This is a genomic window from Streptomyces marokkonensis, assembly GCF_008312835.1.
Classification (GTDB): Bacteria; Actinomycetota; Actinomycetes; order Streptomycetales; family Streptomycetaceae; genus Streptomyces; species Streptomyces marokkonensis_A.
Map to the genome: position 1 here is coordinate 79,404 of NZ_VSKS01000004.1, position 23,939 is coordinate 103,342.

A 23,939-nucleotide genomic window follows, 5' to 3' on the forward strand; every position below is an offset into this window, starting at 1 on the left:
ATTACACCTCGAAGATCTTCACTGCCGCCTGCAGGTCGGAGGCGAACAAGGCAGGGGACTGCTGCCGGCGCAATCGGATGTCGGTGATCGACTGTCCGGGGAAGAGTTGTTCCACGAGGTTCAGGAGGGTGGCACCCAACGATCCCTCGGGGAAGTCGGTGTCCTCGGTGAAGTCGTCCTGGTTCAGAGCATGCTCGACCATGATGCGTGCCGCGTCCGCGTAGACGGCGGACAGTACGACCCGGTCCACGGGGCCGGGTTTCGACGCCTTCTGGAACGCGTTGGCGGTGGTGCTGTTGCGCTCGTTCACGAGGAGCAGCAGGGACCCCATGGTCGCGCTGTCGAGGCTGCCGCTGATCTGCAGGTGCCAGGCGGCGTCGTCGGGGAACGACGTCCGCGCGAAGTCGATGACGGCCATGGGGAACTGCGGCGCGTCACCCTGGAGCCGCAGGGTCTGCCGGTCGCTCCACAGCACCGACCCCGCCCTGCGGGGGGTGGAGGGGCGGGCGTCGACCCTTCGTTCGGCGAGCAGCAGCGCGGTGTCCAGGAGGAGCAGACCCCCCAGGTCGGCGCCGCGCAGACGGAAGTCGAACTCAGCCATGCCGGTGGCGTGCGCGGGCATCGGGATCTGCTGGGCCGGACCGCTCAAATTGGAACCGGTGGCCGTCCAGACCGCCGACAGTACGAGTGGCGCGTCGTCGGGCAGTCCTGACTGGAGCCGTGCGCGCTCGAGATCGACGCGAACGGTTCGGCGCAGGGGCAGGTCCAGTTGGTAGTCCCAGTCCGGCATGGCCTCCGGCAACGGCACCTCGCCGTCCTCGACGACGAGCCGCCAGGTCTCGGCCGAGACGACGTCCTCCGTCGGGGCGCGGTAGGGAAGTACGCGGCGGGTCACGGCTCCTTCACCGCCTCGACCTTGATGCCGATCTCGGTCATGGTGTCGGGGGCGGGACGGACGAGCGCGCGCCACAGGGCGTCGCTACCCTCGACGACACAGGGGTCGCCGTCGTGCACGCGCCCCGACTCGTCCTGCCAACCGACGAGCACGGGCATGGTCGCCCCTATGGGCGGGTCCGTCTCGCGTCCACCCGTTCCCGGCAGCGTGACCGCGAGGTCGCTCCGGACACGCTGTGGACCGGGCACCGGCAGGCGGAACTCCTGCACCAGCAAGGTGCTCTCCCCGTGGTCCTCGTAGTAGGGGTCGCCGAAGTACTGCACCCGGGGGCGTCGGCGGGGCGTGGAGTCGTCCGCGCCGTGCGGCGCACCGGCGTCGTCACGGTCCCCGCCGCCGACGGCCGCCCCTCCCGAGGCCTTGCCCTTCTTCGTGGTTCGCCGCCCGCGTCCACCGGTGTCGTCGTCGACGTCGGTCGACCGGGTCGCGGTGCTGCCCGGCTTGGAGTAGTCGGTGGCTCCGCCGATGCCCCATGCTCCGCCCACCAGGCCGGAGAAGTACGAGCTGGCGGCTCCCAGGGCCACGGTGCCGGCGCCCTGGCCGGCGTTCCCGTTGAGGGAGAGCAACCCGTTCAGCGCCTCGCCGATACGGGTGAACGTGGTGTGGACGTAGGTGCTCTCGGGCCGCTCCAGCGAGTGAGGGTTCCAGGCGTCGTGGGTGGGTGGTTCGGCCTTGGCGTAGACCTCGTCCATGGACTCGTCGGCCCGGAAGACGCCCGCGTAGCCCTGATGGATGCTGGGTGGCTTCGGTCCCGGACGGTAGGTGACGACGAGCTCCGCAGGGCGCATCAGGCACACGTGATGAACGACGTCCTCGATACCGAGGAGCTCCCTGGCACGGGACCGTTCGAGCGCCGGCATGATGCGCTTGTCCAGGCCGAGCCGACCCAGATGCTTCTTCGGCTTCAGACATGCGAGGTCACGGCCCTGCCCGCTCTTCATCACCTCGTACGCCTTGACGAACATGTGCAGCGGGGACGTGGTGCGAGGGTCCGGTACCTCGTACGGGACGCCGTCGCAGGTGACGGAGAAGCGCATCGCCGAGGACTTGCCGTCCGTCGAGATCATCTTGGGCCAGAGGTGCCAGGCGATCGTCTCGGCCAGGTAGTCGGCCGCGTCCGTCGGCTGCTCGAACTCGTCGAGGTTCGGGTCGATCACGACCACGGTCGTGCCCGTCTCCTGTGGGCCGAACGGCCGCAGACCCAGCCGCTGGGCGGCGGCGTCGGCCGCCGTGCCCACGAAAGGCTCCACCACGTCGCCCGAGGTGTCGCCCCACCAGTGCCGGCCAGTGTAGCGACGGTCTTCTCCGCGTTCGGTGGCCACGTAGCTCTTCCAGAGCGTGCACCCGATGAGACGGGTCTCGTAGCTTCCTTCGGAGGTGCGGCAACGGGAGTGCACCAGTACGGAGCCGGACTTGGAGAGCAGGTAGAAGATGCCCTTTCCGAAGCCGTACGTGCCGCCCCCCAGCGCTCTGTCGCGGGGCTCGCCGATGTTGCGGATGAACGACACGAAGTCCCGGTCGGCACCGACCGCGTCGTTGGCGCGCGTCGGACCTCCCAGGCCACGCGTCCCCCGGTCGGAGACGGCGAGCACGCGGATGACGGGGTGCCTCAGCGTGTTGCGCAGCGGGAAGTGGTCGGGGTTCGTCGGGGCTCCGGCCGGGAGGAGGGTCCGCCAGGCCCCGGCGTGCGCGGGTGTGACCGTCCACATGTCGATGCCGTAGTCGACCGGCACCGAGGAGTCGGGCAGGCGGGCGTCCCAACTGTTCTGGGCCGACTCCCGGACCAGGATGGTCAACAGGTCCAGTTCCGGACGTCCCAGCTGGTTACGGATGCCCTCGGCGGCGCTGGCCCCCTCGGGCGGGTAGGGCTGGGAGTACCACGAGGCCTCCATCAGTCGGACTCCTGAGTGATGCGCTCGACGACACGCGACACCTCGTCGGACGTCAACGTGCCGGAGACCTTGCCCGTGAGGTCGATGGTGTATTCGACGTCGAGCACGGAGACCGGAAGGCCGGCCGCGGCGAGGGCACCGCCGGTCAGTCCGGGAAACCCGGGGAGCACGCCGAACCACGTCTCCTCCCCGACACCGAAACGGACGTCCCGGTAACGGTCGGCTTCGAAATGGCGGTAGCCCGCCTCGGAGAGGAGACCGAGCAGAGCGCTTTCGTCGTCGCAGCGCTGCAGCGTGCGTTCGACCAGTTCCACGAAACCCGTGCCGCCCCCTGACGCCGTCATCCGGTGCAGCCCGACCCACACCAGGTGAAGACTCCCGTCCTGCGGAGGCTCCAACTGGTCCAGTCCGTGTATGCGGGGCTTGCGACCGGAGGGGTCCACCGCCGTCTTGACCTCGATCGCGTCGAGACCCGTCGAGAAGTCGTGGCGGTGGCCCTTCGGACCGACCCACAGGCGATGGGCGCCGGAATCGCGCTGCAGCAGCCGGTCCAGGACGAGCAGCTCGCCGAACAGACCCGCTAGCTGCTCCGGCCCCAGAGCGGTGCCCTGGGTCTGGAACAACGCCTTCCAACGGTCGAGAACGCGATACAACCCCTTGACGGGGTGCTCGGGAGCTTCCCGCACCGTGGACAGCACATCGGCGCACAGTTTGGTGAACAGGTCCTCGAAGTCGTCCCGAAGACAGGCCAGGTCCGCGTAAGTCTGGTAGGTCTCCTCGTCCTCCAGAGGGCGCTTGCGCAGGCGCAGCACCGGACCGTCGAGCCCGGAGCGAACCTTGGTGCGGCTGTTCACCGGCACCAGCAGATGGTGGTGGCCCTCGTGGTCGACGGCCGCGGCTATCGGCCCCTCGCCCGTCGTCACCGGGAGGGGGGACACACGGAGGCGGTGCTCACCGGTGGTGGGTCTTGCCTCCAGCGCGCTCCAGTGCTCCTCGACGAGCTTGTTCCATGCGGGCTCTGTCACGCCTCCTCGCTCTCCAGGAGGCTGAGGTCCTCGTCCTCGATGCGGACGCCGGAGAGGTCGGCCGAGATGTACTTCTCCACGGTGCTGTCCCCGTCGCGGGGCTCGGGGAAGACGAGGCCGACGCCGATGACGTGTTCCTCGGCGTTCAAGGGCCGACGCGTCGGCTTGGGCGGGTTGGGCGCGGACGTCTTGTCGATGGGGTAAAGGATCAGGAGTCCGGTGTCCGGAAGCTGGGCCTTCCGCTCCCGCATGATCTCCTCCTCCTTCAGCTTCGACACGTCGCCCGACAGGTCGACCGCGGCGTCACGGCGGCTCATCAGCGTCTTGATGTCGGCGTGCTCTGGGCCCAACGTGTCGGCCAGGCGGGCACGGACACTCCGACCGACGGCCACGTTCGGCGCGAAGGAGAACGGTTCGCCCTTGGGGTTGCCGACGACGGCCACGTTCCAGCGGCGCAAGGAGCCGGCCGCGGAGATGCGCTTGCGGATGTACGCGCTCATGAGCTCGCCGTCGTTCTCGGGCGACTTCTCGTGGAACTTGTACTCCGCCAGGAAGTCGGTCACCACGTCGTAGGGGACGTCGCGGAACACGAAGCGCCCCTCGGACGACCGGTCCTCCACCCGCACACCGTTCGCGATCGACGCCCCGACCAGCTTGCGAGCGGCGTCGATGTTGCCGCGCAGCCACTCGGCGTCGGTGCGGAAGTAGTGGGTCTGCACGCGCCGGCCACCGTAGGACGACGCGGCCGTGACCGCCGACCGCATCTTGGCCGCTGCCGTGACGCGCAGCGACGGGTGCGTGCGCAGCCGGACCGCGAAGGTCAGAGGGGTCTCGGACTCCGTCATGTAGACGTCGATGTCCCGCCGCATCTCGGTCTCGACCGTCGCCAGGTGGCGGAACCACTCGGCCAGTTCGTCGGTCATCCAGATCCTGGGAAGGTCGGCGTAGCCGTTGCGGAACCCGAACCAGCGCCCCATCTGCAGAAGCGTGTCGTAGGCGGAGACCGCCCGCACGAAGTAGCTGACGGACAGGCCCTCGAGCGTCAGGCCGCGCGACAGCGTGTTGCCGCCCACGGCGATCGCGACCACCGGGCCGTTCTCGTAGTCCAGGCGGTCCTCGCTGCTGGAGTTGTCCATGATGACCCGGCAACTGTCGAGGACGCCGGGCAACTCGGGGAGCAGCGAGTCGAACGGCACCTTGGTCTCACCGAACTCCTCGGCGGGGACGCGAGCCGTCTCCTCGTCCCACAGCGCGCGCAGTCGTCTCAGCACGTCGGCGTCGCCGAGCGACTCTGCCCTTCTCCGCCTGAGGTGTTCCAACGGCCTCTTGAAGCTGTTGTGCACCGCCGTGTTGACACTCGTGTGGATGAGCATCGTGCTGTGCGGGTTGCCGGTGTTACGGAATCTGCGGGCGGCGGTGACCAGCCAGAAGTAGTCGATGGCCCGCTGAAGGGTGTCCGTGATCACGGGCTCGAAGCCCTCGACGTCGGCCTTCGTCTCGGGGCGGACGCACGGCACGTCGTCCTTCGGCACCGAGCGAATCATGTCGTGGCCGTCGTCGACGTCCTCCTTGTCCTCGCCTTCCAGCGCGTACCGGCCGAACAGCACCTCGGTGCCGAAGTGGCCCTTCGGCTTCGGCAGGTTGACGACGAAGTCGCGGGGATACAGGTCCTCGGCGGCGGGGTCGATCAACAGGTTGGCGAACGGGGAGGCCGTGTAACCGACATAGGCGGAGCGTGGCAGGCTGCTCATGATGCTGAGGATCAGCGGGTTGATGGACTTGGTCGCCACCGTCGCCTGGTCGGCCTCGTCGTCGATGATCAGCGCCGGGCAGTCCTCCAGGTAGTCGGACGCCTTGGCCAGCCACTGCGACAGCTTGCGCAGCACCGTAGCGTTCTTCTTCACCACGCACAGGACGTGCGTCTTGTTGCTCTTCCCGAAGTAGCTCGCCGGGTTCTCTTGCGGCGTGAAGTCCTTGTCCAGGCCCGTGAGCTGCGACCACATCGAGGGGTTGGGCTCGACCAGTTGTTGCACCAATCGGGCCTGCGTCTGACGGCGGAGCCCGTTGTGGATGCCGGCCAGCACGATGAAGAGCTTGTAACCGCGGTCGGCCGCCTTGGCCATGACCGAGGTGAAATTCGTGGTCTTGCCGGACTGCACGTACCCGACCACCAGGCCGCGGGTCGAAAAAGCCTTTTCCTTCGGGTGATTGAGCAAGGAGACGACCCGGGTGGACGAGTCGTCGAGATCCTGGATGGCGGGTTTCTCCGGCCAGCCGTCCTTGCGGAGCAATTTCACGATCGCGGGCCAGCACTTGTCTTTGGCCTGCGGGCCCGTGTACCAGGTGTCCCGATTGCCCAGGACCACCGCGTGGGGTTCCTCGAGCTCCCTGATGCGGATCGTGCGCTCCTCGTGGCGCCGACGAATCTCCTCGATGACGTGTTGTTCGACGCCGAGCAGTTCGAGCCGCTTCACGGCCTCCGAAGGAGGAAACGTTTCCAGAAGCGCCTGGAACGTCTCGTACATGGCATCGAAATCGTCGGTCATGTGGTCGACCGCCCCCCGGCTCTCGTTCCTAGTTCGCCTGTTCGGCAGGCGTGCTGCGACACAGATCAAGGCCCCCCGCGCTCACATCGCCTACACATTATTGGTGTAGGTCGTTGCTGAGTAAATCGATCTCGCAATCCCCTCCGTCCGTGCGTGGACTCATAACGGATGAAACGGGCGGGGTGTGGTGGACCCGCCTCCGTTCAGACGCGGTCGTCCGCCTCCCGCCGCGGTTTCACCACGGCGGCGATCCGGGAGGCCACGTCGTCGACGGGTTCGTGCTCCCAGAAGCGGAGGACGGTCCAGCCCTCGTGGGTCAGATGCTCGGTCGTCTCGGCGTCGCGGGCCATGTTCTTGTCGAGCTTGGTGCGCCACCACTCCGCGTTGGACTTCGGGCTGGTCGCGTGCTGCGGGCACCCGTGCCAGAAGCAGCCGTCGAGGAACACGGCGACCTTGGCCTTGGGGAAGACTACGTCGATCGTGCGGCGGGGCATCCCGGGCACGGGCACGTTCACTCGGTACCGCAGGCCTCCGGCGTGCAGAATCCGCCGGACCGCCACCTCGGGAGCCGTGTCGCGACGGTTCTGGCGGCTCATGCGGGCGGAGACGCTGGGGGAGGACGGGACGACTTCGGACACACCAGCATTCTGCCGGCGTCGCAGGTGTGGACGGAGGCCTTCATGATCGAGGAAGCAACGCCCGGCCCGGCATGAGTTCCTCCATGGTGCAAAGCCGCGCGACCGATGTCGACGCCTACCTCACCGAGGTCCCCCGACGACCGCAAAGCCGCCCTGACACGTCTGCGTAGCTGTGCCGGGCCGAACTCCAAGGCTTCACGGAGGTCATGGCTGGCGGGATGCCCGCGTACGAGCGGGATGGGGCCGCGGAGATCGCCTTCGCGAGTCAGAAGCGGTACATCTCGCTCCATCTGAGGCGTGGCGACGTCCGGGACGCGTTCGAGGAGCGGCCGGCCGGACAGGACATGGGCAAGGGGTGTCTGCGGTTCCGCAGGCCGGAGGGCGTCGATTTCGGGCTCGTGCGGGATCTGCTGAGGGTCGCCGCGGCCGAGCCTGGTGCCGCCTGCTTGCCGGTCATGCCGTCCTGCCGAGGACTGGCTTGATCAGGCACACCGCAGAGTGGGCTGCCGTCCCCGTACGGCCGCTTCACAGGAACGCCGTCACGCCCATCCCCACCCCGAACAGCACGAAGGAGACTTCAGTTGGCCTGGGGGAGACGGACGCGGTCTGCGGCGGTTCCGGGGCGGTTGGTGGGGGACGCCGGGGGCTTCCTGCAACCAGCGGTAGAGGCGTCATCTCCGCCGGGTGGCGGACGTGGCGGCCGGCGGTGTCGCGTGGAATGAGCGGTGCAGGCGGGGCATCTGGCCGCACGACTGGGCAGCGCCCGGCCGCGTGGAATGAGACCGTCCATTTGAGTTGTGCGCAATCTAGTTGTGCACAACTAGATTGCGCGCTATGTTTTCTCTCGTGCTCGACCCCACCGGAACCACACGGAAGGCACCCACCACCATGCCGTTCATCACCGTCGGCCAGGAGAACTCGGCCTCCATCGACCTCTACTACGAGGACCACGGCACCGGGCAGCCCGTCGTGCTGATCCACGGCTACCCGCTCGACGGCCACTCCTGGGAGAAGCAGGCCGCCGCCCTGCTCGCGGCCGGCTACCGCGTCATCACCTACGACCGGCGCGGCTTCGGCCGGTCCAGCCAGCCCACCACCGGCTACGACTACGACACCTTCGCCGCCGACCTGAACACCGTCATGGAGACCCTCGACCTGCACGACGCGGTCCTGGTCGGTTTCTCCATGGGCACCGGCGAAGTCGGCCGCTACCTGGGCATCTACGGCTCCGCCCGGGTCGCCAAGGCGGCGTTCCTCGCCTCGCTCGAGCCCTTCCTGCTCAAGACCGACGACAACCCCTCGGGCGTGGACGGCAGCGTCTTCGAGGGCATCAAGGAGGCGGTCACCGCCGACCGCTACGCCTACTTCACCGCGTTCTACAAGGACTTCTACAACCTGGACGAGAACCTCGGCACGCGGATCAGCGAGGAGGCCCTGCGCAACAGCTGGAACGTCGCCGCCGGCGCCTCCTGGTACGCCTCGCTGGCCTGCGTGTCGACCTGGACCACCGACTTCCGCACCGACATCCCGAAGGTCGACGTGCCGGCGCTGATCCTGCACGGCACCGCCGACCGCATCCTGCCGATCGAGGCCACCGGTGAGCCGTTCCACCGGGCTCTCCCGGGGGCCGAGTACGTCGTCATCGAGGGCGCCCCGCACGGCCTGCTGTGGACGCACGCCCAGGAGGTCACCGACGCCCTGCTCGCCTTCCTGGCCAAGTAGGGGCAGGTGGGAAGCAGGTAGGAGCACTCACACCGGTGCGCCCGTCCGCCGAGGCCCGGCGGACGGGCTCACCGTCGTCGTTCAGCCGGCGCCGTGGCAGTCGCCGTACGTCCGTCCCGAACCGCACCAGCACGCCGCCGACCGCTCCGGCGGCCACGCCACCGCTCGGCCCCGGGCCGCCAGCGTCGTCGCGTACTGCGGGAGCAGGGTCGCGTCGGCGGGGGAGCTGAGCTCCGAGGCGGCGAAGGCCTCGTACGACGGGACCGTCCCCGTCACGATGCCGAGGTTCGCGGTGCCCGAGGAGGCGAGTTCGCGCAGGGCCGCCTCTATCGTCGCCAGGTGGGCGTCGTAGGACGGGTACTCCCGCGCCAGGTCCGGGTACGCCTCGGTCAGTTCCGCCAGTTCGGCCGCCGACCAGTGCAGGACCGCCACCGGGAACGGGCGGGACAGGGCCTCGCGGAAGGCGCCCAGCTCCGCGCGCAGGCGGACGATCTCCGCCTCCAGCTCCGCCGGGTTCTCCGAGCCCAGGGACCACACGCGCTTCGGGTCGTGGAGTTCGTCCAGGGTGATCGGGAGGGAGTGCACGGTGTCCGCCAGGGCGTCCCACTCGTCGTGCGCCGCCCCGAGCATCCTGCGGACGCGGTGGCGGCCGAAGAGGAGCGGGTGGGCGGGGCGCGGGGGCGCGGTCCCGTCGCGCAGGAGGAGGTGCACCGCCTGCGTGAACGTCTCGTGCGCCTGCTCCAGCTCGTCGTGCGACTCCAGGGCCTCCGCGACGATCACCCAGGGCGCCGGGTCGCGCGGGGCCGCCGAGCGGATGCCGGTGATGATCGCGCGGGCCTCCGCCTCGTGGCCGTACTCCCAGAGGTTCGACGCCTTCAGGGCGCGGACCAGGAACGGCTGGTCCAGGGCCGCGTCCGAGGCCAGCAGGCGGTCGTAGAGGGCGGTGGCGGCGGGGCGGTCGCCGGAGAGTTCGCGGTGGGCGGCGGCCCGCAGGAGCAGGGCCTCGGCGTCCTCGGGATAGAGGTCGGCGGTCCGCTCCAGGCGGGCGGCTTCGGCGGTGTGATCGACGTTTTCGGCAGGCGTGTCGGGGCGCATGCTGGACACGGTACTGCCGACGGGTGACAGAAGGTGAGGGCGCAGGGGTGGGCGGGCCGCCCCGCGCCCGTTCCCGCGGGCCACGACGGCCGCGGTCGTCACCCCGGCCCGCCGGGTGCGGCATCGGGGCCCGGTCCGTACGGCTCGCGCCAGGTCCGCGGGACCGCCGTCCGGCGCGGATACGACCGAGGGGGGAACCGCCACGCCGGTGCCGGACGTTGTGGAGATGCCGGGGACCCGGGCGCCGTCCTGGCCCGGTCCGGTGCGACACTGGTGCGGGCGGAAGTGACGACGTGGGAAGGAGGGGACGACGGGTGACGCGTCATCGGGTGACCGTGCGTTCCGGCTTCGCCGTGCTCCTCCCGCTGCTCCAGGTCCTCCTGCTCCTGCTGCCGGCCGCCGGTGGCCTCTCCGTCGTCGACGTCGCGCTCGCCGCGACCGCCGCCGCCGGTACCGCGCTCGCCGTCTGCGCGCTCGTCGCCGCGCGCTGCGCGCCCGCCGTCCCGCCCACCCGGGTGCGTACGGCCATGCGCGACCGTGACCGGCGTACCGCCTTCCTGCCCCAGCGCGACCCCGACGCCAAGGGGCGCACCCGGCCCCGAGCGCCCGGACACGCCCTCCTGGCGACCGCCGCGTAGGGCACCTCTTCACGTTCGTTCACCACGCCCCGCCGCGGGTCGTCATGCCGCCATCCCGTACGTCCGTCCCGGTTCGCCCGGGACTTCCGGCACGACGAGACCCCTTGGAGGGCTCACCCATGTCCGTCTTCGCCAGCCTGGTCGAGCACCTGGCCGACCTGCTCCAGCCGCTGTTCGGCGTCTTCGCGGCGGCCGCCGCGATCGTCCTGTTCACCGCGCTCGTACGCCTCCTCGTCCACCCCCTCTCCCGGGCCGCCGCGCGCGGTCAGAAGGCCCGGGCGGCGCTCCAGCCGCGCATCGCCGAGCTGCGCCGCAAGCACGGCCGCGATCCCGAGAAGCTGCAGCGGGCCGTACTCGAACTGCACACCCGCGAGAAGGTGTCGCCGCTGTCCGGATGCCTGCCGAGCCTGTTCCAGCTTCCCGCGTTCTTCCTGCTGTACCACCTGTTCTCCAGCGAGACGATCGGCGGGCGCGCCAACGAACTCCTCGGACACCGCCTGTTCGACGCGCCGCTCGGCGGACGCTGGGCGGACGCGCTCGGGGACGGCGGGGTGTTCGGCGGACCCGGGCTCGTCTACGTCGGACTGTTCGCGGTCACCGCGGTGGTCGCCTGGTTCGGCTACCGGCTGTCCCGGCGGATGATGGCCGCCCAACCCCTGGTGCCCGCCGCCGGGGACGCCGAGCAGGTGCCGGGGCTGGGGGCGGTGACCAAGGTGATGCCGTTCATGTCCTTCTTCACGCTCGTCACCGTCGCCGTCATGCCACTGGCGGCCGCGCTGTACATGGTGACCAGCACGACCTGGGGCGTGATGGAGCGGGCCGTGCTGTACCGGTGAACGCCCGCGGCGCGCGGTCCAGTACGTGAACGGGGTATTGCGGACTGGACCGTCGGATCGGAGGATCGACCAGTCCTCCGACGGCCGCGCCTCGCCGCATCCGGGTCGTCCCCGTCGGACGGGCCCGCGATCGAGGGAGACGTGACCATGAAGCTGCTGCGAGTCGGTACGGCGGGACAGGAGCGGCCCGCGCTGCTCGACGCCGAGGGAACCCTGCGGGACCTCTCGGGACTCGTCGCCGACATCGACGGGGCGCTGCTCGCCGACGGGGCGGCGCTCGGCCGGATCCGCGCCGCCGCTGGCGAACTGCCCGCGCTGGACGGGGCGGGGCTGCGGATCGGGCCCCCGCTGGCGCGCATCGGCAAGATCGTGTGCATCGGGCTGAACTACCACGACCACGCCCGCGAGACGGGCGCCGAGCCGCCCTCCGAGCCGGTGATCTTCCTCAAGGCGGCGGACACCGTCGTCGGGCCGAACGACACGGTGCTGGTGCCGCGCGGTTCGGTCAAGACCGACTGGGAGGTCGAGCTGGCGGTCGTGATCGGGCGTACGGCGCGCTATCTGGAGTCGGCGGAGGAAGGGCTCGCGCACGTCGCCGGGTACGCCGTCGCGCACGACGTCTCCGAGCGGGAGTTCCAGATCGAGCGGGGCGGGACGTGGGACAAGGGGAAGAACTGCGAGACGTTCAACCCGCTCGGGCCCTGGCTGGTGACGGCCGACGAGGTCGCCGATCCGCAGGACCTGTCGCTGCGGCTGTGGGTGAACGGGGAGCTGAAGCAGGACGGGACCACCGCCGAGCAGATCTTCCCCGTGGGGGAAGTCGTGCGGTACGTCAGTCACTTCATGACGCTCCATCCCGGGGATGTGATCAACACCGGGACGCCGGCGGGGGTGGCGCTGGGGCGGCCGGAGCCGAAGCCGTACCTGCGGGCGGGGGATGTGGTCGAGCTGGAGATCGCGGGGCTCGGGCGGCAGCGGCAGGAGTTCAAGGGGGCTTGAGCGGGGGGCCTGGGCGGGGGCCTGGGTTGTCGCCCCCGCCGCCCCTTCCCTTCCCGTCCCTGGGGGCTTCGCCCCCAGACCCCCTTTCGCGCAGTTCCCCGCGCCCCTAGGTGTCCTGGGCCTGGGCCAAAAAGCGGGTCAGGGCTTCCACCACCAGCTTGTGGTCCTCGAGTTGGGGGAGGCCCGAGACCGTTACCGCGCCGATGACGCCGGCGCCCTCCACCGTGATGGGGAAGGAGCCGCCGTGGGCCGCGTAGGTGTCGGGGTCGAGGCGGGAGGACTCCTCGAAGGTCGTGCCCTTGGCGCGGTGGCGGGCGCCCACCAGGTAGGAGGCGGAGCCGTAACGCTCCACCACCCGGCGCTTGCGGGCGATCCAGGCGTCGTTGTCGGGCGCGGAGCCGGGCAGGGCGGCGTGGAAGAGCTGCTGGCCGGACCGGTGGATGTCGACGGCGACGGGGGCCTGGCGCTCGCGCGCCATCTCCACCAGCAGGGAGCCGAGCGCCCACGCGTCGTCATAGGTGAACCGCCGGAACACCAGGCGGCGTTCCTCGGCCTCCAGCTCCGCCACGGTCGGAGCGATTTCCGGGATCTGGCTCGGGGTGGTCACAGGGTCACTGTCACCTTCTCGTGGGCGGAACGGCGGGCCGCCTCCAGTACGTCGAGGGCGGCGGCCGCCTCCAGCGCGGTCACCGGGTTGGGACCGCCGGACAGCAGGGCCCGCGCCACGGCCGCGTAGTAGGCGGGGTAGTCGCCCGGGAGGGTGGGCTCGGGGCGTCCGCCGCCGGTCATTGGGGACTCCCCGGCACCGACGCGGCCCCACAGCTCCTCCGGTTCCCTGCCCCAGTCCGCGCCGGGGCGCAGGCCGTCGCGCAGGGCCGCTTCCTGGGGGTCGAGGCCGTGCTTGACGTAGCCGGCCTTCGAGCCGAGGACGCGGAACCGCGGGCCGAGCTGGGCCGTGGTCGCGGAGACATAGAGGTGGGAGCGGACGCCGCCGGCGTGCGTGAGCGCGATGAACGTGTCGTCGTCGGTCCGCGCGCCCTCCCGCCGGACGTCCGACTCGGCGTACACGGAGGTCACCGGGCCGAAGAGGACCAGTGCCTGGTCGACGACATGGCTGCCGAGGTCGTAGAGCAGACCGCCGATCTCCGCGGGGTCCCCGGACTCGCGCCAGCCGCCCTTGAGCTGCGGACGCCAGCGCTCGAAGCGGGACTCGAAGCGGTACACGTCACCGAGTCGGCCCTCGTCGATCAGCTTGCGCAGGGTGAGGAAGTCGTTGTCCCAGCGGCGGTTCTGGAAGACGGAGAGGAGCAGGCCGCGCTCCTCGGCAAGCGCCGCCAGCCCGCGCGCCTCGGCCGCCGTGCCGGCGACGGGCTTGTCCACGACGACCGGCAGACCGGCCTCGAGGGCGGCGGTGGCGAGCGGGACGTGCGTCCTGTTCGGGGACGCGATGACGATCAGGTCCAGTTCGCCGGCGCGGGCGAACAGCTCGTCCGGGGTCGCGGCGAGCGTCACGTCCGGGAACTCGGCGCGGGCCTGCCGCTGCCGCTCGGGGTTCGAGGTGACCACCGTGTCGAGCGCGAGGCCCTCGGTCGCGGCGATCAGCGGGGCGTGGAACACGGAGCCCGCGAGACCGTAGCCGACGAGGCCGACGCGGAGGGGAGTGCCAGTCATGACCCCCACTTTCGCAACGCTGTTGCCAAAGTGCAAGCGGGAGGGAGAATGGGCGGGTGAAGAGGACGAACGAGGGCAGCGGCGAGCAGCAGCTGGGGGCGAACCTGCTCGCCCTGCGCAGCCACAACACCGCGCTCGTGCTGGATCTGCTGCGGACCGCGGGGACGGAGGGCATCAGCCGGCTGGAACTGGCCGAGCGCACCGGTCTCACCCCCCAGGCGGTCAGCAAGATCACGGCCCGGCTGCGGGCGGACGGGCTCGCCGCGGAGGCGGGGCACCGGGCGTCCACGGGCGGCAAACCGCGCACGGTGCTGCGGCTGGTGCCGGAGGCGGGGCACGCGGTGGGGGTGCATCTGGACCGCGACGAGACGCGGGCGGTGCTGGTCGATCTCGACGGCGCGGTGGTGGCCCGGCGCGAGGCGCCGCTGGACCTCGGCGCGGGGGCGGAGGCGGTACTGGCGGGAGTGGCCGGACTGGTCGGGGCGCTGCGGTCGGAAGCCGCCGGGGGCCGGCCGCCGCTCGGCGTGGGGGTCGCGCTGCCCGGGCCGCTCGATCACCGGCGGGGCGTGCTGCACCGGGTGACCGGGTTCCCCGAGTGGGACGGCTTCCCCTTGCGGGACGCGCTGGCCGACCGGCTGGGGGTGCCGGTGGTCGTCGACAAGGACACCAACGCGGCGGCGCTCGGGCTGGCCGTCGGGGGAGTGGGCGGCTCGTTCGCCTACCTGCACCTCGGTACGGGTCTTGGGGCGGGGCTGGTGATCGGGGGGAGCGTGCACCGGGGGCCGCGGACCGGGGCGGGGGAGTTCGGGCACCAGGTGGTGCAGCTGGACGGGCCGCCGTGCGGGTGCGGGGACCGGGGGTGCGTGGAGGCGCTGTGCCTGGGCGCCGTGGCGCGCGGTGAGACGGAGGAGGCCGCTCGCGTGCTGGGCGCCGGTGCGGCGAACCTCGTGGGGCTGCTGGACATCGACCTCGTGCTGCTCGGCGGGCGCACGGTGGAGGCGGAGCCGGAGGTGTTCGTGCGGGGCGTGCGGGGGGTGCTGGGCGCGCGTGCCGAACGTACCGGTGGCGTGACGGTTCCGGTGCGGCTGGCCTCCGGCGGGACGCTGGGGGTCGCGTCGGGGGCGGCGCAGTTGGTGCTGGCGCCGGTGTTCGGGCGGGGGGATGCGTAGCGTGTCGGTGCGGCCCGGCACGATGTGTGGCCCCGCGTCGGTCTGGGCCGGGGGCGGCTGCGCAGGGGTGCTCACCGGGTGCCCGGTGTTGGTGCGGGCCGGGGGGAGGTTGCGCAGCCCGGCGCTTACGGGGTGCCGTCGCGCCCACCCTCCCCCACTCTCGGCTTCGCTCGAGCGGGGGGACCCCCATCGCCCCAGCGGCACGACTGCCCGCGGAAGCGGTGGTGGCGGCCGGCGGGAGCGGTGGGTGCGGCACGACTGCCCGCGGGAGCGGCGGCGGCTCGCGGATGCGGCGTGGCGGGGGCGGCGGAGCGGTCGGCAGGCGCGTACGGCGCGGATCGTGGTGGGCGCGTACGGCGCGGAGGGGGCGGGGCGGGGGTGTGCGCCCGCAGCGGCTGGTGCGAGTCGGCGCCCCGCACCTCCACCGAGCGACCCGGTCGCGCCAGTCCGAGGACGTACACCCCCGACCCGGCCCCGACCCACCCACCACCCTGGGCGTCCGCCCGAACGGCGGTGTTCCCGAGACACAACGCACCGGCATGCTCGTATGTTGATGCGACTGTTCTCGCGTGCGGCCCTCTGCCCGGTGGTGGCGGTCGCCGCCGTCCTCCCCGGTGCCGCCGCCGCACACGCGGCCGCCGCCGGACCCCTCCCTGCCTGCGCGTCCGCCGAGGACCGCAGCTTCCCCCTCACCGCCCGGATCCACGGCGGCCCCGCCGCCTACACCGCCGGCGGCGGATTCGGCACCTGGGAGCTGGAGCTGACCAACACCACCGGCCGCCCCTGCACCGGCGTGCACCCCGTCGTCGTACTCGTCGACGAGGAGCGCGAGCTGAAGCCCTCCCAGCCCCGGCTGGAGTTCTACGACGGGCTGACCACCCACCCCGTCCGCTTCGAGGCGACCGACGCGGACGAACTCGTCGGGGTCTTCGCCGACGACACCGCCGGCTTCCCCGGATTCACCGTCGGCCCCCGCACGACCCTCACCGTGAAGGTCCGCCTCGCGGTCACCTCGGACGCCGTACCCAACCAGGTCACCGCCACCGCCGCCGTCATCCAGCGCCGCGCCGACGACGGCGACTGGATCGGGCAGTCCGACGGCTACCGCTTCCGCATCGACAGCGGGCGCACCGGCACCGGCCTCCCCTTCGCCGAGGAGCTCGCCCCCACCGGAACCGGCGGCCGGATCCTCGCCGTCGCCACGGCCGCCCTGCTCACCGGCGCCCTGTCCCTGCTGCTGGCGCGCCGTCGCCGCCGCCACTGAGTGGGATCGGCCATTCCCTCATGATCCGGGTCTGTTTAGGCTGGGGCGCACGCAGGACCGCGTACGGCAGGAGATCCCGCACATGGCAGACCGCAAGCCGATCGAATCGTGGCTCACCGACATGGACGGGGTGCTGATCCACGAGGGCGTACCGATCCCCGGCGCCGACGCCTTCATCAAGAAGCTGCGCGAATCCGGCAGGCCCTTCCTGGTCCTCACCAACAACTCGATCTACACCGGGCGCGACCTGCACGCCCGGCTGCGCCGGATGGGTCTGGAAGTCCCGATCGAGAACATCTGGACCTCCGCCCTCGCCACCGCCCAGTTCCTGGACGACCAGCGCCCGAACGGCTCGGCGTACGTCATCGGCGAGGCCGGACTGACCACCGCGCTGCACGACATCGGCTACGTCCTCACCGACCACGAGCCCGACTACGTGGTCCTGGGGGAGACGCGTACGTACTCCTTCGAGGCCATGACGAAGGCGGTCCGCCTGATCAACGACGGCGCCCGTTTCATCTGCACCAACCCCGACGAGACCGGCCCCTCCACCGAGGGCCCGCTCCCGGCGACCGGCGCGGTGGCCGCACTGATCACCAAGGCGACCGGCAAGCAGCCGTACTTCGCGGGCAAGCCGAACCCGCTGATGATGCGCACCGGGCTCAACACCATCGGGGCCCACTCCGAGAGCAGCGCGATGATCGGCGACCGCATGGACACCGACGTCCTGGCCGGCATGGAGGCCGGGATGCAGACCTTCCTGGTGCTGACCGGCCTGACCAGGCCGGAGCAGGTGGAGAACTTCCCGTACCGGCCGTCGCAGGTCGTCGACTCGATCGCGGACCTCGTCGACCTGGTCTGACGTTCGGCGCACGGAGCCGTTCACCCGCACGGAGTAGCGGCCGCGCGCACGAGGGTGCGGGGCCGGCCCCGGAGAGGGACCCTCCAGGTGTCTGGAGGTTCACGATGGGAGACAGTGCCCCGTCAGGAAGCGCCCCGTCCGGCACCGGACGGCTGCTCGCCGGTGTGGCCTGGCTGGTGCTGCTGCTCGGCCTGTGGCTGTGGGGCGGTACGGCGCCGGCCGGTGCGCCCGCCGGCGCGCCCGGACCCACGACCGGCGACATGGCGGCGGCCGGACGTCCGTCCCGCGCCGAACCGCCCCCGGCGCACCACGCCGCCGTGCCGCGGCGCCTCGACATCCCCGCCCTCGGCGTCCGCGCGCCGGTGACCCCCGGCGGACTGGACGAGCGCGGGACCCGCGAACCCCCGTCGCCGGGCGGGCGGACGGGCGCGGTCGCCTGGTACGCGGACGGGGCGGCCCCGGACGAGCCCGGCACCGCGCTGATGGCGGGGCGGCTGGAGGGCGGACCCCGGCCCGCCGTCGGCCAGGAGATCCAGGTGGTCCGCGCGGACGGCGAGGTCGCCGGATTCACCGTGACGGACGTCCGCGCCGTGGACCGGGACGTGGACCGGGACGGGGACGGGGACGCTTCCGACGCCCGCCGGGCGGCCCACGCCCCGCGCCGCGACGCACCGTCCGGGCTGAGGGTGACGCTGACGCTGATCACCTGCGCCGGGACCCACGACCGGGCGGTCGGCACCTGCACGGACCGCGTGGTCGTCGACGCGCATCCGACCGTCACCTGAGCGCCGGGTCCGGCGCCCGCCCGGCCCGGCCGGCGGCCCGCTCGCCGGAGGCCCCGCCCGGCCCGGCCTCGACCGCGCGGCCGGCACGGGCCGGTCGGGCGGCACGGGCCGCGGGAGCGACCCGGCGGGCCGGCCGCGCGGTCGAGGCCGGGGATGGCCCGGGCGCGAGGGAGCACCGGCCGGGAAGGCCCCGGCCGGATCGGTGCGCACGACTCCAGATCGAAAGCCGGGCCTGGCCCATGGGTGTTCGACGCCAAGTCCCGGGCCGGTCGCTTTCCGTGATCATCGCAGGTGGCCGTGGTGCCCAGACCCCACCGGCGCCGCGACCACCGGCCCGGCACACCGGGCCGTAACAGCTCACGGACAAGGCGGGCCGGGCCGCACGGGCGCCGCGGGACGTATGTCAGGATTGAGGCTCTGAACACGTGGAACAAGTGCACCCAAGGGGGGTTGGATGTACGGCAGCAGGGGGGTCGGGGCGTTCGCCGGGAGGCGGGCGTCCGCAGCGGCGCTGGGGGCGGCACTGCTGGTCGCGGGGTGTTCCTCCTCCGGCGATGACGGGGGGAAGGACCAGGGGGAGGCGGCCGGCGCGGTCATCACGCAGCAGCCGAAGGAGGCCGACCCCTACTGGGTCAATCCCGAAGGCCTCGCCGTGCGGAAGGTCGCCGAGCTTCAGCAGGACGGCAAGAAGACGGAGGCCGAGCAGATACGCAAGATCGCCGAGCAGCCCGTCGGCGAGTGGATCAGCCCGGAGAACCCCGAGGAGCAGGCGCGCGGCCTCACCGAGGGCGCCGACAAGGTCGGCCGCACCGCGCTGCTGGTGCTCTACAACATCCCGCACCGCGACTGCGGCCAGTACTCGCAGGGCGGCGCAGCCGACGGCGATGCCTACCGCGCCTTCGTCGACGGGGTCGCCAAGGGCATCGGGGACCGTCCGGCGACGGTGATACTCGAACCGGACGCGGTGCTGCACCTGGTGGACGGCTGCACTCCGCAGCAGTTCCACGAGGAACGCTACGACCTCCTCAGCGGCGCCGTCGCCAAGCTCAAGGGCCTGAAGAACACCAGGGTGTACCTGGACGCGGGCAACGCGGGCTGGGGCAACCCCGACCAGATCTTCGAACCGCTCAAGCGGGCGGGGATCGACCAGGCCGACGGCTTCTCGGTGAACGTGTCGAACTTCTACTCCACCGAGGACTCCATCGCCTACGGCAAGCAGCTGTCCGCCAAGGTCGGCAACAAGCCGTTCGTCATCGACACCAGCCGCAACGGCAACGGGCCCTACACCGAGGGTGCCGCGGACGAACGCTGGTGCAACCCGCCCGGCCGGGCGCTCGGCGAGACCCCGACGACCAGGACGGCCGACCCCCTCGTCGACGCCTACCTGTGGATCAAGCGTCCGGGCGAGTCGGACGGCGAGTGCAAGGGCGGCCCGAAGGCCGGCCAGTGGTGGGCGGACTACGCCCTGGGACTCGCCAAGGCCAGCGACTGACCCGACGCGCACGGAACGAGTACGGAAAAGGGGCGCCCCCCGTCACGAGGGGGGCGCCCCTTTACGCATCCGGTGCCGCTACGGCTCCGCATCCGGTGCCGCTACGGCTCCGCATCCGGTGCCGCTACGGCACCCGGACCCACTGGGCCTTGCTGGGCGTTCCGTCGCCGGTGTTGACGAAGAGCATGTACCAGCCCGCCTGCACCAGGTTCCGGTTCTCCGGCACCGTCACGGTGATCTTGTCACCGTCGGTCTCGAAGTCCAGCGCGATCGAGCGCTGGTCCACGTCGGTGACGTGGGTCGAGGCGCTCGGCCGGATCAGCCGGACGCTCTTGACCGACGCGGCGTCCTTCGAGGTGAACGTGCCGGACCCACCGCGCTCGATGGTCTTCGGGCCGCCGGACAGCTCGGGCTGCGGGCTGTCGCCGTACAGGTACGGCGGGGTGTAGATCTCGATGCGCTGCTCGAACTCGCCCGGCTTGGTGTTGGCCTTGTCGGCGTAGAGCGAGTCGGAGCCGAAGACCATCAGGCGGCCGTCGGGCAGCAGGATCGATCCGGAGTGGTAGTTGCGGCCCACGAGCGGATCGGCGACCCGCTTGAGCTCGTTCTTCTCCGTCTCGTAGATCCGTGCTTCGAGGATGTTGGAGTCGCTGCGGCCCCGGTAGTCCTCCGAGCCGCCCGTGATCAGCACGTCGTCGTTGGGCAGGATCGAGGCCTGCGGGTAGCGGGTGCCCTTGTCCAGCGACGGGCCGTCCACGAACTTCGGGTCGTCGGCCTTGAGGTCGACGATCCGGGTCTTCTCGCTGGACAGCCTGGACTCGCCGACGCCGCCGCCGCCGATCACCATGTACTTCTCGTCCTGCGCCGGCGGCAGCAGCACCGTGCCGGACGTCTCCATCATGTTCGGGTCGCTGAGGCCGGGGATCTTGTCGAACTTGTTGGTCTCCACGTCCCAGACGCCCGGCTCGCGGCCCACGTCGTCCGGCCCGTAGCCCGCGTTCGAACCCGAGTAGAAGACCTTGCCGTTCTGCATCAGGAACAGCGCCGGGTACGTCGGGAACTGGCGGACCTTGTCGGTGTAGGTCCACTCCTTGGTCTCCGGGTCGTAGATCTCGTTCTTGCCCGGGACCAGCTGGCCGATGTCGTCGAGGCCGGAGACGCTGAGGATCCTGCCGTCGCTCAGGGTGGTGAGCGTCGGGTACCAGCGGGACTCCTTCATCGGGTCGACCTTGATGTACTTCTCGGCGACCGGGTCGAACTCGAAGGCGTCGTCGATGCCCTGGAAGTCCTTCTTGTCCAGGGCGAGCTTCTCGGCGATGCCGTACGTGTTCTTCGCGTCCTCGCCGGTGAGCCCCTGCACGCTGTAGTTGTCCTGCGTGCCGGTCGCGTACTTGGCGCCTTCCTTCTGCGCCTCGACGTAGGTGCGGCCGTACCCCGGGGTGTTGCCCAGGAACTCGCCGGTCTGCTTGTCGAAGTTCTTCTTCGCGCGCGGGACGAGCACCGGGTCCTTCGAGACGAAGGTCTTGCCGTTCTCCTTGCCGACGAACTTGGTGCCCGCCGGCAGGGTGATCGGCTTGTCCGGGTTCTCGTTGTGGACGACCATCAGGCCGCCCGCCTTCTTCACGTCACCCTTGAGCTTCTCGTACCGCTTGGTGCCGCCGGCGATCAGCAGGTTGCCGTTGGCGAGCTGGGTGTGGCCGGTGCAGAACAGGTCGGTGGGCGTCGGCACCTTCTTGATGGTCCCCTTGACGGGGTCCCAGATCCGGGTGTCGTACCGCTTCGCGTCGAAGTTGTCCTGGTTGTTGCCCGACCCCGCGACGAGCAGCACCTTGCCGGTGCGCAGCAGGGCCGCGTGGATCGTGTTCTGCCGGTACTCCTCGGGAAACTCGACGATCTCCCACTTGCCGTTCGCGGCCTTGTACTCGAGCTGGTTGATCTTGTACTGGTGGTATTTCTCGGTGCCGAAGCGGTACAGCCACGGCCCGTTCATTCCGGCCAGCGCTAGTACCACCGCCGTGCCTATCGCGATCCGACGGGCGCGGCGGCGGCCTGCACGGTCAGTCATTCCTTACGTCCCCCAAGTCCACCAAGGGCGATTTGCATGGTCTGGTCGTTGCCGGGGTTGCCGCCCCCGGGTCCTCCCGGCCCTTCGGGGCCACCTGATCCGCCCGGCGCGCCGTGGGAGCCGGCCCAGCTGGGCCGGGCGTGCGGGTGGTGCGGGGCGTGCTGCTGCGGCAGCTCCTGCGTCCGGGGCGCCTCGGCGTCCTCCGGCTGCCGGCCCCCCGCGTGGGCGCCGGGCTTCTTCCGGTCCTGCCGCATGCCGTGACGCCAGGCGAACATCGGCGCGGCGGTGATCAGCAGGGCGAAGGTCGCCCAGATGACCATCGCCGGGTGCGAGTGTCCGTAGACGAAGCCCGCGGTGATGGAGCCGGCGAAGATCAGGATGAAGTACCAGTGGTACCGGAAGGTTCCGAACCAGGTGTCCGGGCTGGCCGAGTCGCCCTTGGGGGTGACCACGAACTTGCTCTTCTTGCGCAGGACGGAGTCGATCAGCGCCTTCGCGTAGAGCGGGGCCGACAGCGCGGACATCACCATGCCGGCCACACCGCCGGAGCCCTCCGGCTCGTGCGGCGAGACGTTGTGGCGGCGGTTCCAGACGTACAGGCCGATCTGCAGCGCGGACGCGTTGCCGTAGAGCATCAGCCAGATCGTGGGGTCGATGTTCACACCCGAGGCGCCCAGGCCCAGGAACAGCGCACAGCTGACGGCGGCCAGGATCCAGTTCAGGGCCGACATCGGGTAGAAGATGATCATCATCGTGTAGTTGAAGAGCTTGCTCGGCGGAAGCGAGTAGAAGCCCTTCCAGTACTGTCCGATGATCGTCTCGTACGTACCGCGCGACCAGCGCATCTGCTGGGTGAAGAAGTCCGTCCAGGCGTTGGGGCCCTCACCGACCGCGAGTACGTCCGGGGTGTAGACCGAGCGCCACTTCCTGCCCGTCGCCGGGTTCTTGTGGCGGTGCATCTCGAAGCCGGTCGCCATGTCCTCGGTGATCGAGTCGTACAGGCCGCCGATCTGCTTCAGGGCCTTGATGCGCACGGCGTTGGAGGTGCCTACGAACATGGGCGAGCCGTAGCGGTTGCCGGCCCGCTGGATCAGCGCGTGGAAGAGGAACTGCTGGGACTCGGCGGCCTTGGTGACGAAGTTGTCGTAGTTGCCGTAGACCTGCGGGCCGATGACGAAGCCGACGTCCGGGTCGCGGAAGAAGCCGAGCATGCGCTCCAGGTAGTTCGGCAGCGGCACGTGGTCGGTGTCGACCGAGGCGAAGTAGTCGTAGTCGTCGCCGTGCGCGTCGAGCCAGGCGTTGTAGTTGCCGTGCTTCGTCTTGGCGCGGTGGGCGCCCTTCTTCTGGTTCCACTTCGCGACGCCCTTGCGGGAGAAGTGGTGCACGCCGAGCCGGGCGCAGACCTCCTTCACCTCCGGGTCGTCACCCTCGTCGAGCAGCCAGACGTGCATCAGGCCCCGGTGGCGGATCTTGACGGCCGCCTCCAGGGTCTTCGTCACCATCTCCAGCGGCTCCTTGCCGGGCACGAAGGAGGTGAGGAAGGCCACACGGGTGCCGGTCTCGGGCACCACCGGGATCGGGTCGCGGGCGACCAGGGTGGCGTGCGCGTTCGACAGCACGTTCATGCAGCGGAAGAACTCGATCAGGCCGATCGAGACGAGCATGACCATGTCGAGGGCCGGCAGCCACTCGAACTCCACGTAGTCCCGCTCGGTCCAGTGCGCGGGCTGCAGCAGCCACACGAGCAGCACCAGCGACAGCACCGGGGCCGCGGCCAGCATCAGCGCGATGCGGATGCGGTGCGGCTCCTGGCCGATCAGCGAGCGGTACTGGACCTTGTAGGGCTTGTTCGGATCGGGCTGGGTGAGGGGACCCGCGAGCCGGCTGTAGTGCTCGTAGTCGTATCTCGGCAGCGTCTTCTTGATCCGGCGGAAAGCGCCCGTGTTTCCTGTCCGGTGGGCAGGCACCCTGAGCTGGGTGGTCTCGGACGGGTCGTCGTCCTTCCGGGCGCCCGTCGGCGTCGACGTCATGAGTCATCCCCCCACACACGGCTCCGCCGCGTGTTTCGTCGCTTCCGTACGTCCGCCACGGTCCCCCTCGACCTTCACGGACGTGTCAGTGGTAGACCGCTGTCACCACGTCATCCACACTTTATAGACACGGCGCAGCGCTCTTCCGGTTGCATGATGCCCCCCTCGGCATCCACCCCGGGAACGTGGCCCTCGCCCCGCCCGGTCGGCAACCGGTTCCTTGCCCCCCAACAGCCGCGTACCCGCGGCATCTTGAAG

Annotated in this window: 19 protein-coding genes and 1 pseudogene; 10 read left to right on the plus strand and 10 right to left on the minus strand. The window is 70.7% G+C overall.

What is annotated here, in order from left to right; translation table 11 throughout:
• Position 1 precedes the first annotated feature (1 nt).
• From F1615_RS35915 to F1615_RS08770, 5 genes are all read right to left on the minus strand, one after another.
• Entirely contained in the window at positions 2-895 is an 894-nt protein-coding gene (locus tag F1615_RS35915; protein WP_208818275.1) for a hypothetical protein, read from the minus strand.
• Positions 892-2,844 (minus strand): hypothetical protein, encoded by a 1,953-nt coding sequence (locus F1615_RS08755; RefSeq protein WP_149548322.1) that lies wholly within the window; start codon positions 2,842-2,844, stop codon positions 892-894. Before F1615_RS08755 ends, F1615_RS35915 begins: the two co-directional genes overlap by 4 nt.
• Positions 2,844-3,869, minus strand: a complete 1,026-nt coding sequence (locus tag F1615_RS08760; RefSeq protein WP_149548323.1) for a PD-(D/E)XK motif protein — start codon at positions 3,867-3,869, stop codon at positions 2,844-2,846. The genes F1615_RS08755 and F1615_RS08760 overlap by 1 nt, the downstream gene beginning before the upstream one ends.
• The gene (locus F1615_RS08765) at positions 3,866-6,415 is read right to left on the minus strand and encodes a Z1 domain-containing protein (protein WP_149548324.1); all 2,550 of its coding nucleotides are present in this window, start codon (positions 6,413-6,415) and stop codon (positions 3,866-3,868) included. The genes F1615_RS08760 and F1615_RS08765 overlap by 4 nt, the downstream gene beginning before the upstream one ends.
• A gap of 203 nt (positions 6,416-6,618) precedes the next feature.
• Entirely contained in the window at positions 6,619-7,011 is a 393-nt protein-coding gene (locus F1615_RS08770; RefSeq protein ID WP_149548596.1) for a very short patch repair endonuclease, read from the minus strand.
• A gap of 125 nt (positions 7,012-7,136) precedes the next feature.
• On the opposite strand from F1615_RS08770, the pseudogene F1615_RS08775 reads away from it, so the two are divergent.
• Positions 7,137-7,535: pseudogene (locus F1615_RS08775) on the plus strand (iron chaperone).
• Positions 7,536-7,941: 406 nt separating this feature from the next.
• Positions 7,942-8,775, plus strand: coding sequence for an alpha/beta fold hydrolase (locus F1615_RS08780; protein ID WP_149548597.1), 834 nt, complete (start codon positions 7,942-7,944; stop codon positions 8,773-8,775).
• Positions 8,776-8,856: 81 nt separating this feature from the next.
• Here the strand turns inward: F1615_RS08780 and F1615_RS08785 are convergent, their stop codons facing one another.
• Entirely contained in the window at positions 8,857-9,870 is a 1,014-nt protein-coding gene (locus F1615_RS08785; protein WP_149548325.1) for an SEC-C domain-containing protein, read from the minus strand.
• A 314-nt stretch (positions 9,871-10,184) separates the two neighbouring features.
• Between F1615_RS08785 and F1615_RS08790 the strand changes: the two genes are divergently transcribed.
• The 3 genes from F1615_RS08790 (at position 10,185) to F1615_RS08800 (ending at position 12,343) form a co-directional block, all read left to right on the plus strand.
• A complete protein-coding gene (locus tag F1615_RS08790; RefSeq protein ID WP_149548326.1) occupies positions 10,185-10,508 on the plus strand; it encodes a DUF6412 domain-containing protein in 324 nt (107 codons plus the stop codon).
• A 119-nt stretch (positions 10,509-10,627) separates the two neighbouring features.
• Entirely contained in the window at positions 10,628-11,344 is a 717-nt protein-coding gene (locus F1615_RS08795; RefSeq protein ID WP_149548327.1) for a YidC/Oxa1 family membrane protein insertase, read from the plus strand.
• Between the two features lie 147 nt (positions 11,345-11,491).
• Positions 11,492-12,343, plus strand: coding sequence for a fumarylacetoacetate hydrolase family protein (locus F1615_RS08800; RefSeq protein ID WP_149548328.1), 852 nt, complete (start codon positions 11,492-11,494; stop codon positions 12,341-12,343).
• 106 nt (positions 12,344-12,449) lie between these two features.
• Here the strand turns inward: F1615_RS08800 and F1615_RS08805 are convergent, their stop codons facing one another.
• Together F1615_RS08805 and F1615_RS08810 are read right to left on the minus strand one after the other, a co-directional pair.
• Positions 12,450-12,950 carry a heme-degrading domain-containing protein gene (locus F1615_RS08805; protein WP_149548329.1) on the minus strand — a complete coding sequence of 167 codons (501 nt, stop codon included), beginning with the start codon at positions 12,948-12,950 and terminating at the stop codon, positions 12,450-12,452.
• Positions 12,947-14,014, minus strand: a complete 1,068-nt coding sequence (locus F1615_RS08810) for a Gfo/Idh/MocA family protein (protein WP_149548330.1) — start codon at positions 14,012-14,014, stop codon at positions 12,947-12,949. The genes F1615_RS08805 and F1615_RS08810 overlap by 4 nt, the downstream gene beginning before the upstream one ends.
• 56 nt (positions 14,015-14,070) lie before the next feature.
• Here F1615_RS08810 and F1615_RS08815 point away from each other — a divergent pair, with 56 nt between their 5' ends.
• The 5 genes from F1615_RS08815 to F1615_RS08840 all read left to right on the plus strand — a co-directional run bounded on the left by F1615_RS08815 (position 14,071) and on the right by F1615_RS08840 (position 19,586).
• A complete protein-coding gene (locus F1615_RS08815) occupies positions 14,071-15,183 on the plus strand; it encodes an ROK family transcriptional regulator (RefSeq protein ID WP_149548331.1) in 1,113 nt (370 codons plus the stop codon).
• A 547-nt stretch (positions 15,184-15,730) separates the two neighbouring features.
• The gene (locus tag F1615_RS08825) at positions 15,731-16,447 is read left to right on the plus strand and encodes a hypothetical protein (RefSeq protein WP_149548333.1); all 717 of its coding nucleotides are present in this window, start codon (positions 15,731-15,733) and stop codon (positions 16,445-16,447) included.
• Between the two features lie 82 nt (positions 16,448-16,529).
• Positions 16,530-17,309 carry an HAD-IIA family hydrolase gene (locus F1615_RS08830; RefSeq protein ID WP_149548334.1) on the plus strand — a complete coding sequence of 260 codons (780 nt, stop codon included), beginning with the start codon at positions 16,530-16,532 and terminating at the stop codon, positions 17,307-17,309.
• 104 nt (positions 17,310-17,413) lie between these two features.
• Positions 17,414-18,094 (plus strand): sortase domain-containing protein, encoded by a 681-nt coding sequence (locus F1615_RS08835; RefSeq protein WP_149548335.1) that lies wholly within the window; start codon positions 17,414-17,416, stop codon positions 18,092-18,094.
• A gap of 454 nt (positions 18,095-18,548) precedes the next feature.
• On the plus strand, positions 18,549-19,586 hold the full coding sequence (locus tag F1615_RS08840; RefSeq protein ID WP_149548336.1) for a glycoside hydrolase family 6 protein: 1,038 nt from the start codon (positions 18,549-18,551) through the stop codon (positions 19,584-19,586).
• A 124-nt stretch (positions 19,587-19,710) separates the two neighbouring features.
• On the opposite strand, the gene F1615_RS08845 is transcribed toward F1615_RS08840, so the two are convergent.
• Entirely contained in the window at positions 19,711-21,651 is a 1,941-nt protein-coding gene (locus F1615_RS08845; RefSeq protein ID WP_149548337.1) for a kelch motif-containing protein, read from the minus strand.
• The gene (locus tag F1615_RS08850) at positions 21,648-23,681 is read right to left on the minus strand and encodes a glycosyltransferase family 2 protein (RefSeq protein ID WP_149548338.1); all 2,034 of its coding nucleotides are present in this window, start codon (positions 23,679-23,681) and stop codon (positions 21,648-21,650) included. The genes F1615_RS08845 and F1615_RS08850 overlap by 4 nt, the downstream gene beginning before the upstream one ends.
• Between the last annotated feature and the right edge of the window lie 258 nt (positions 23,682-23,939).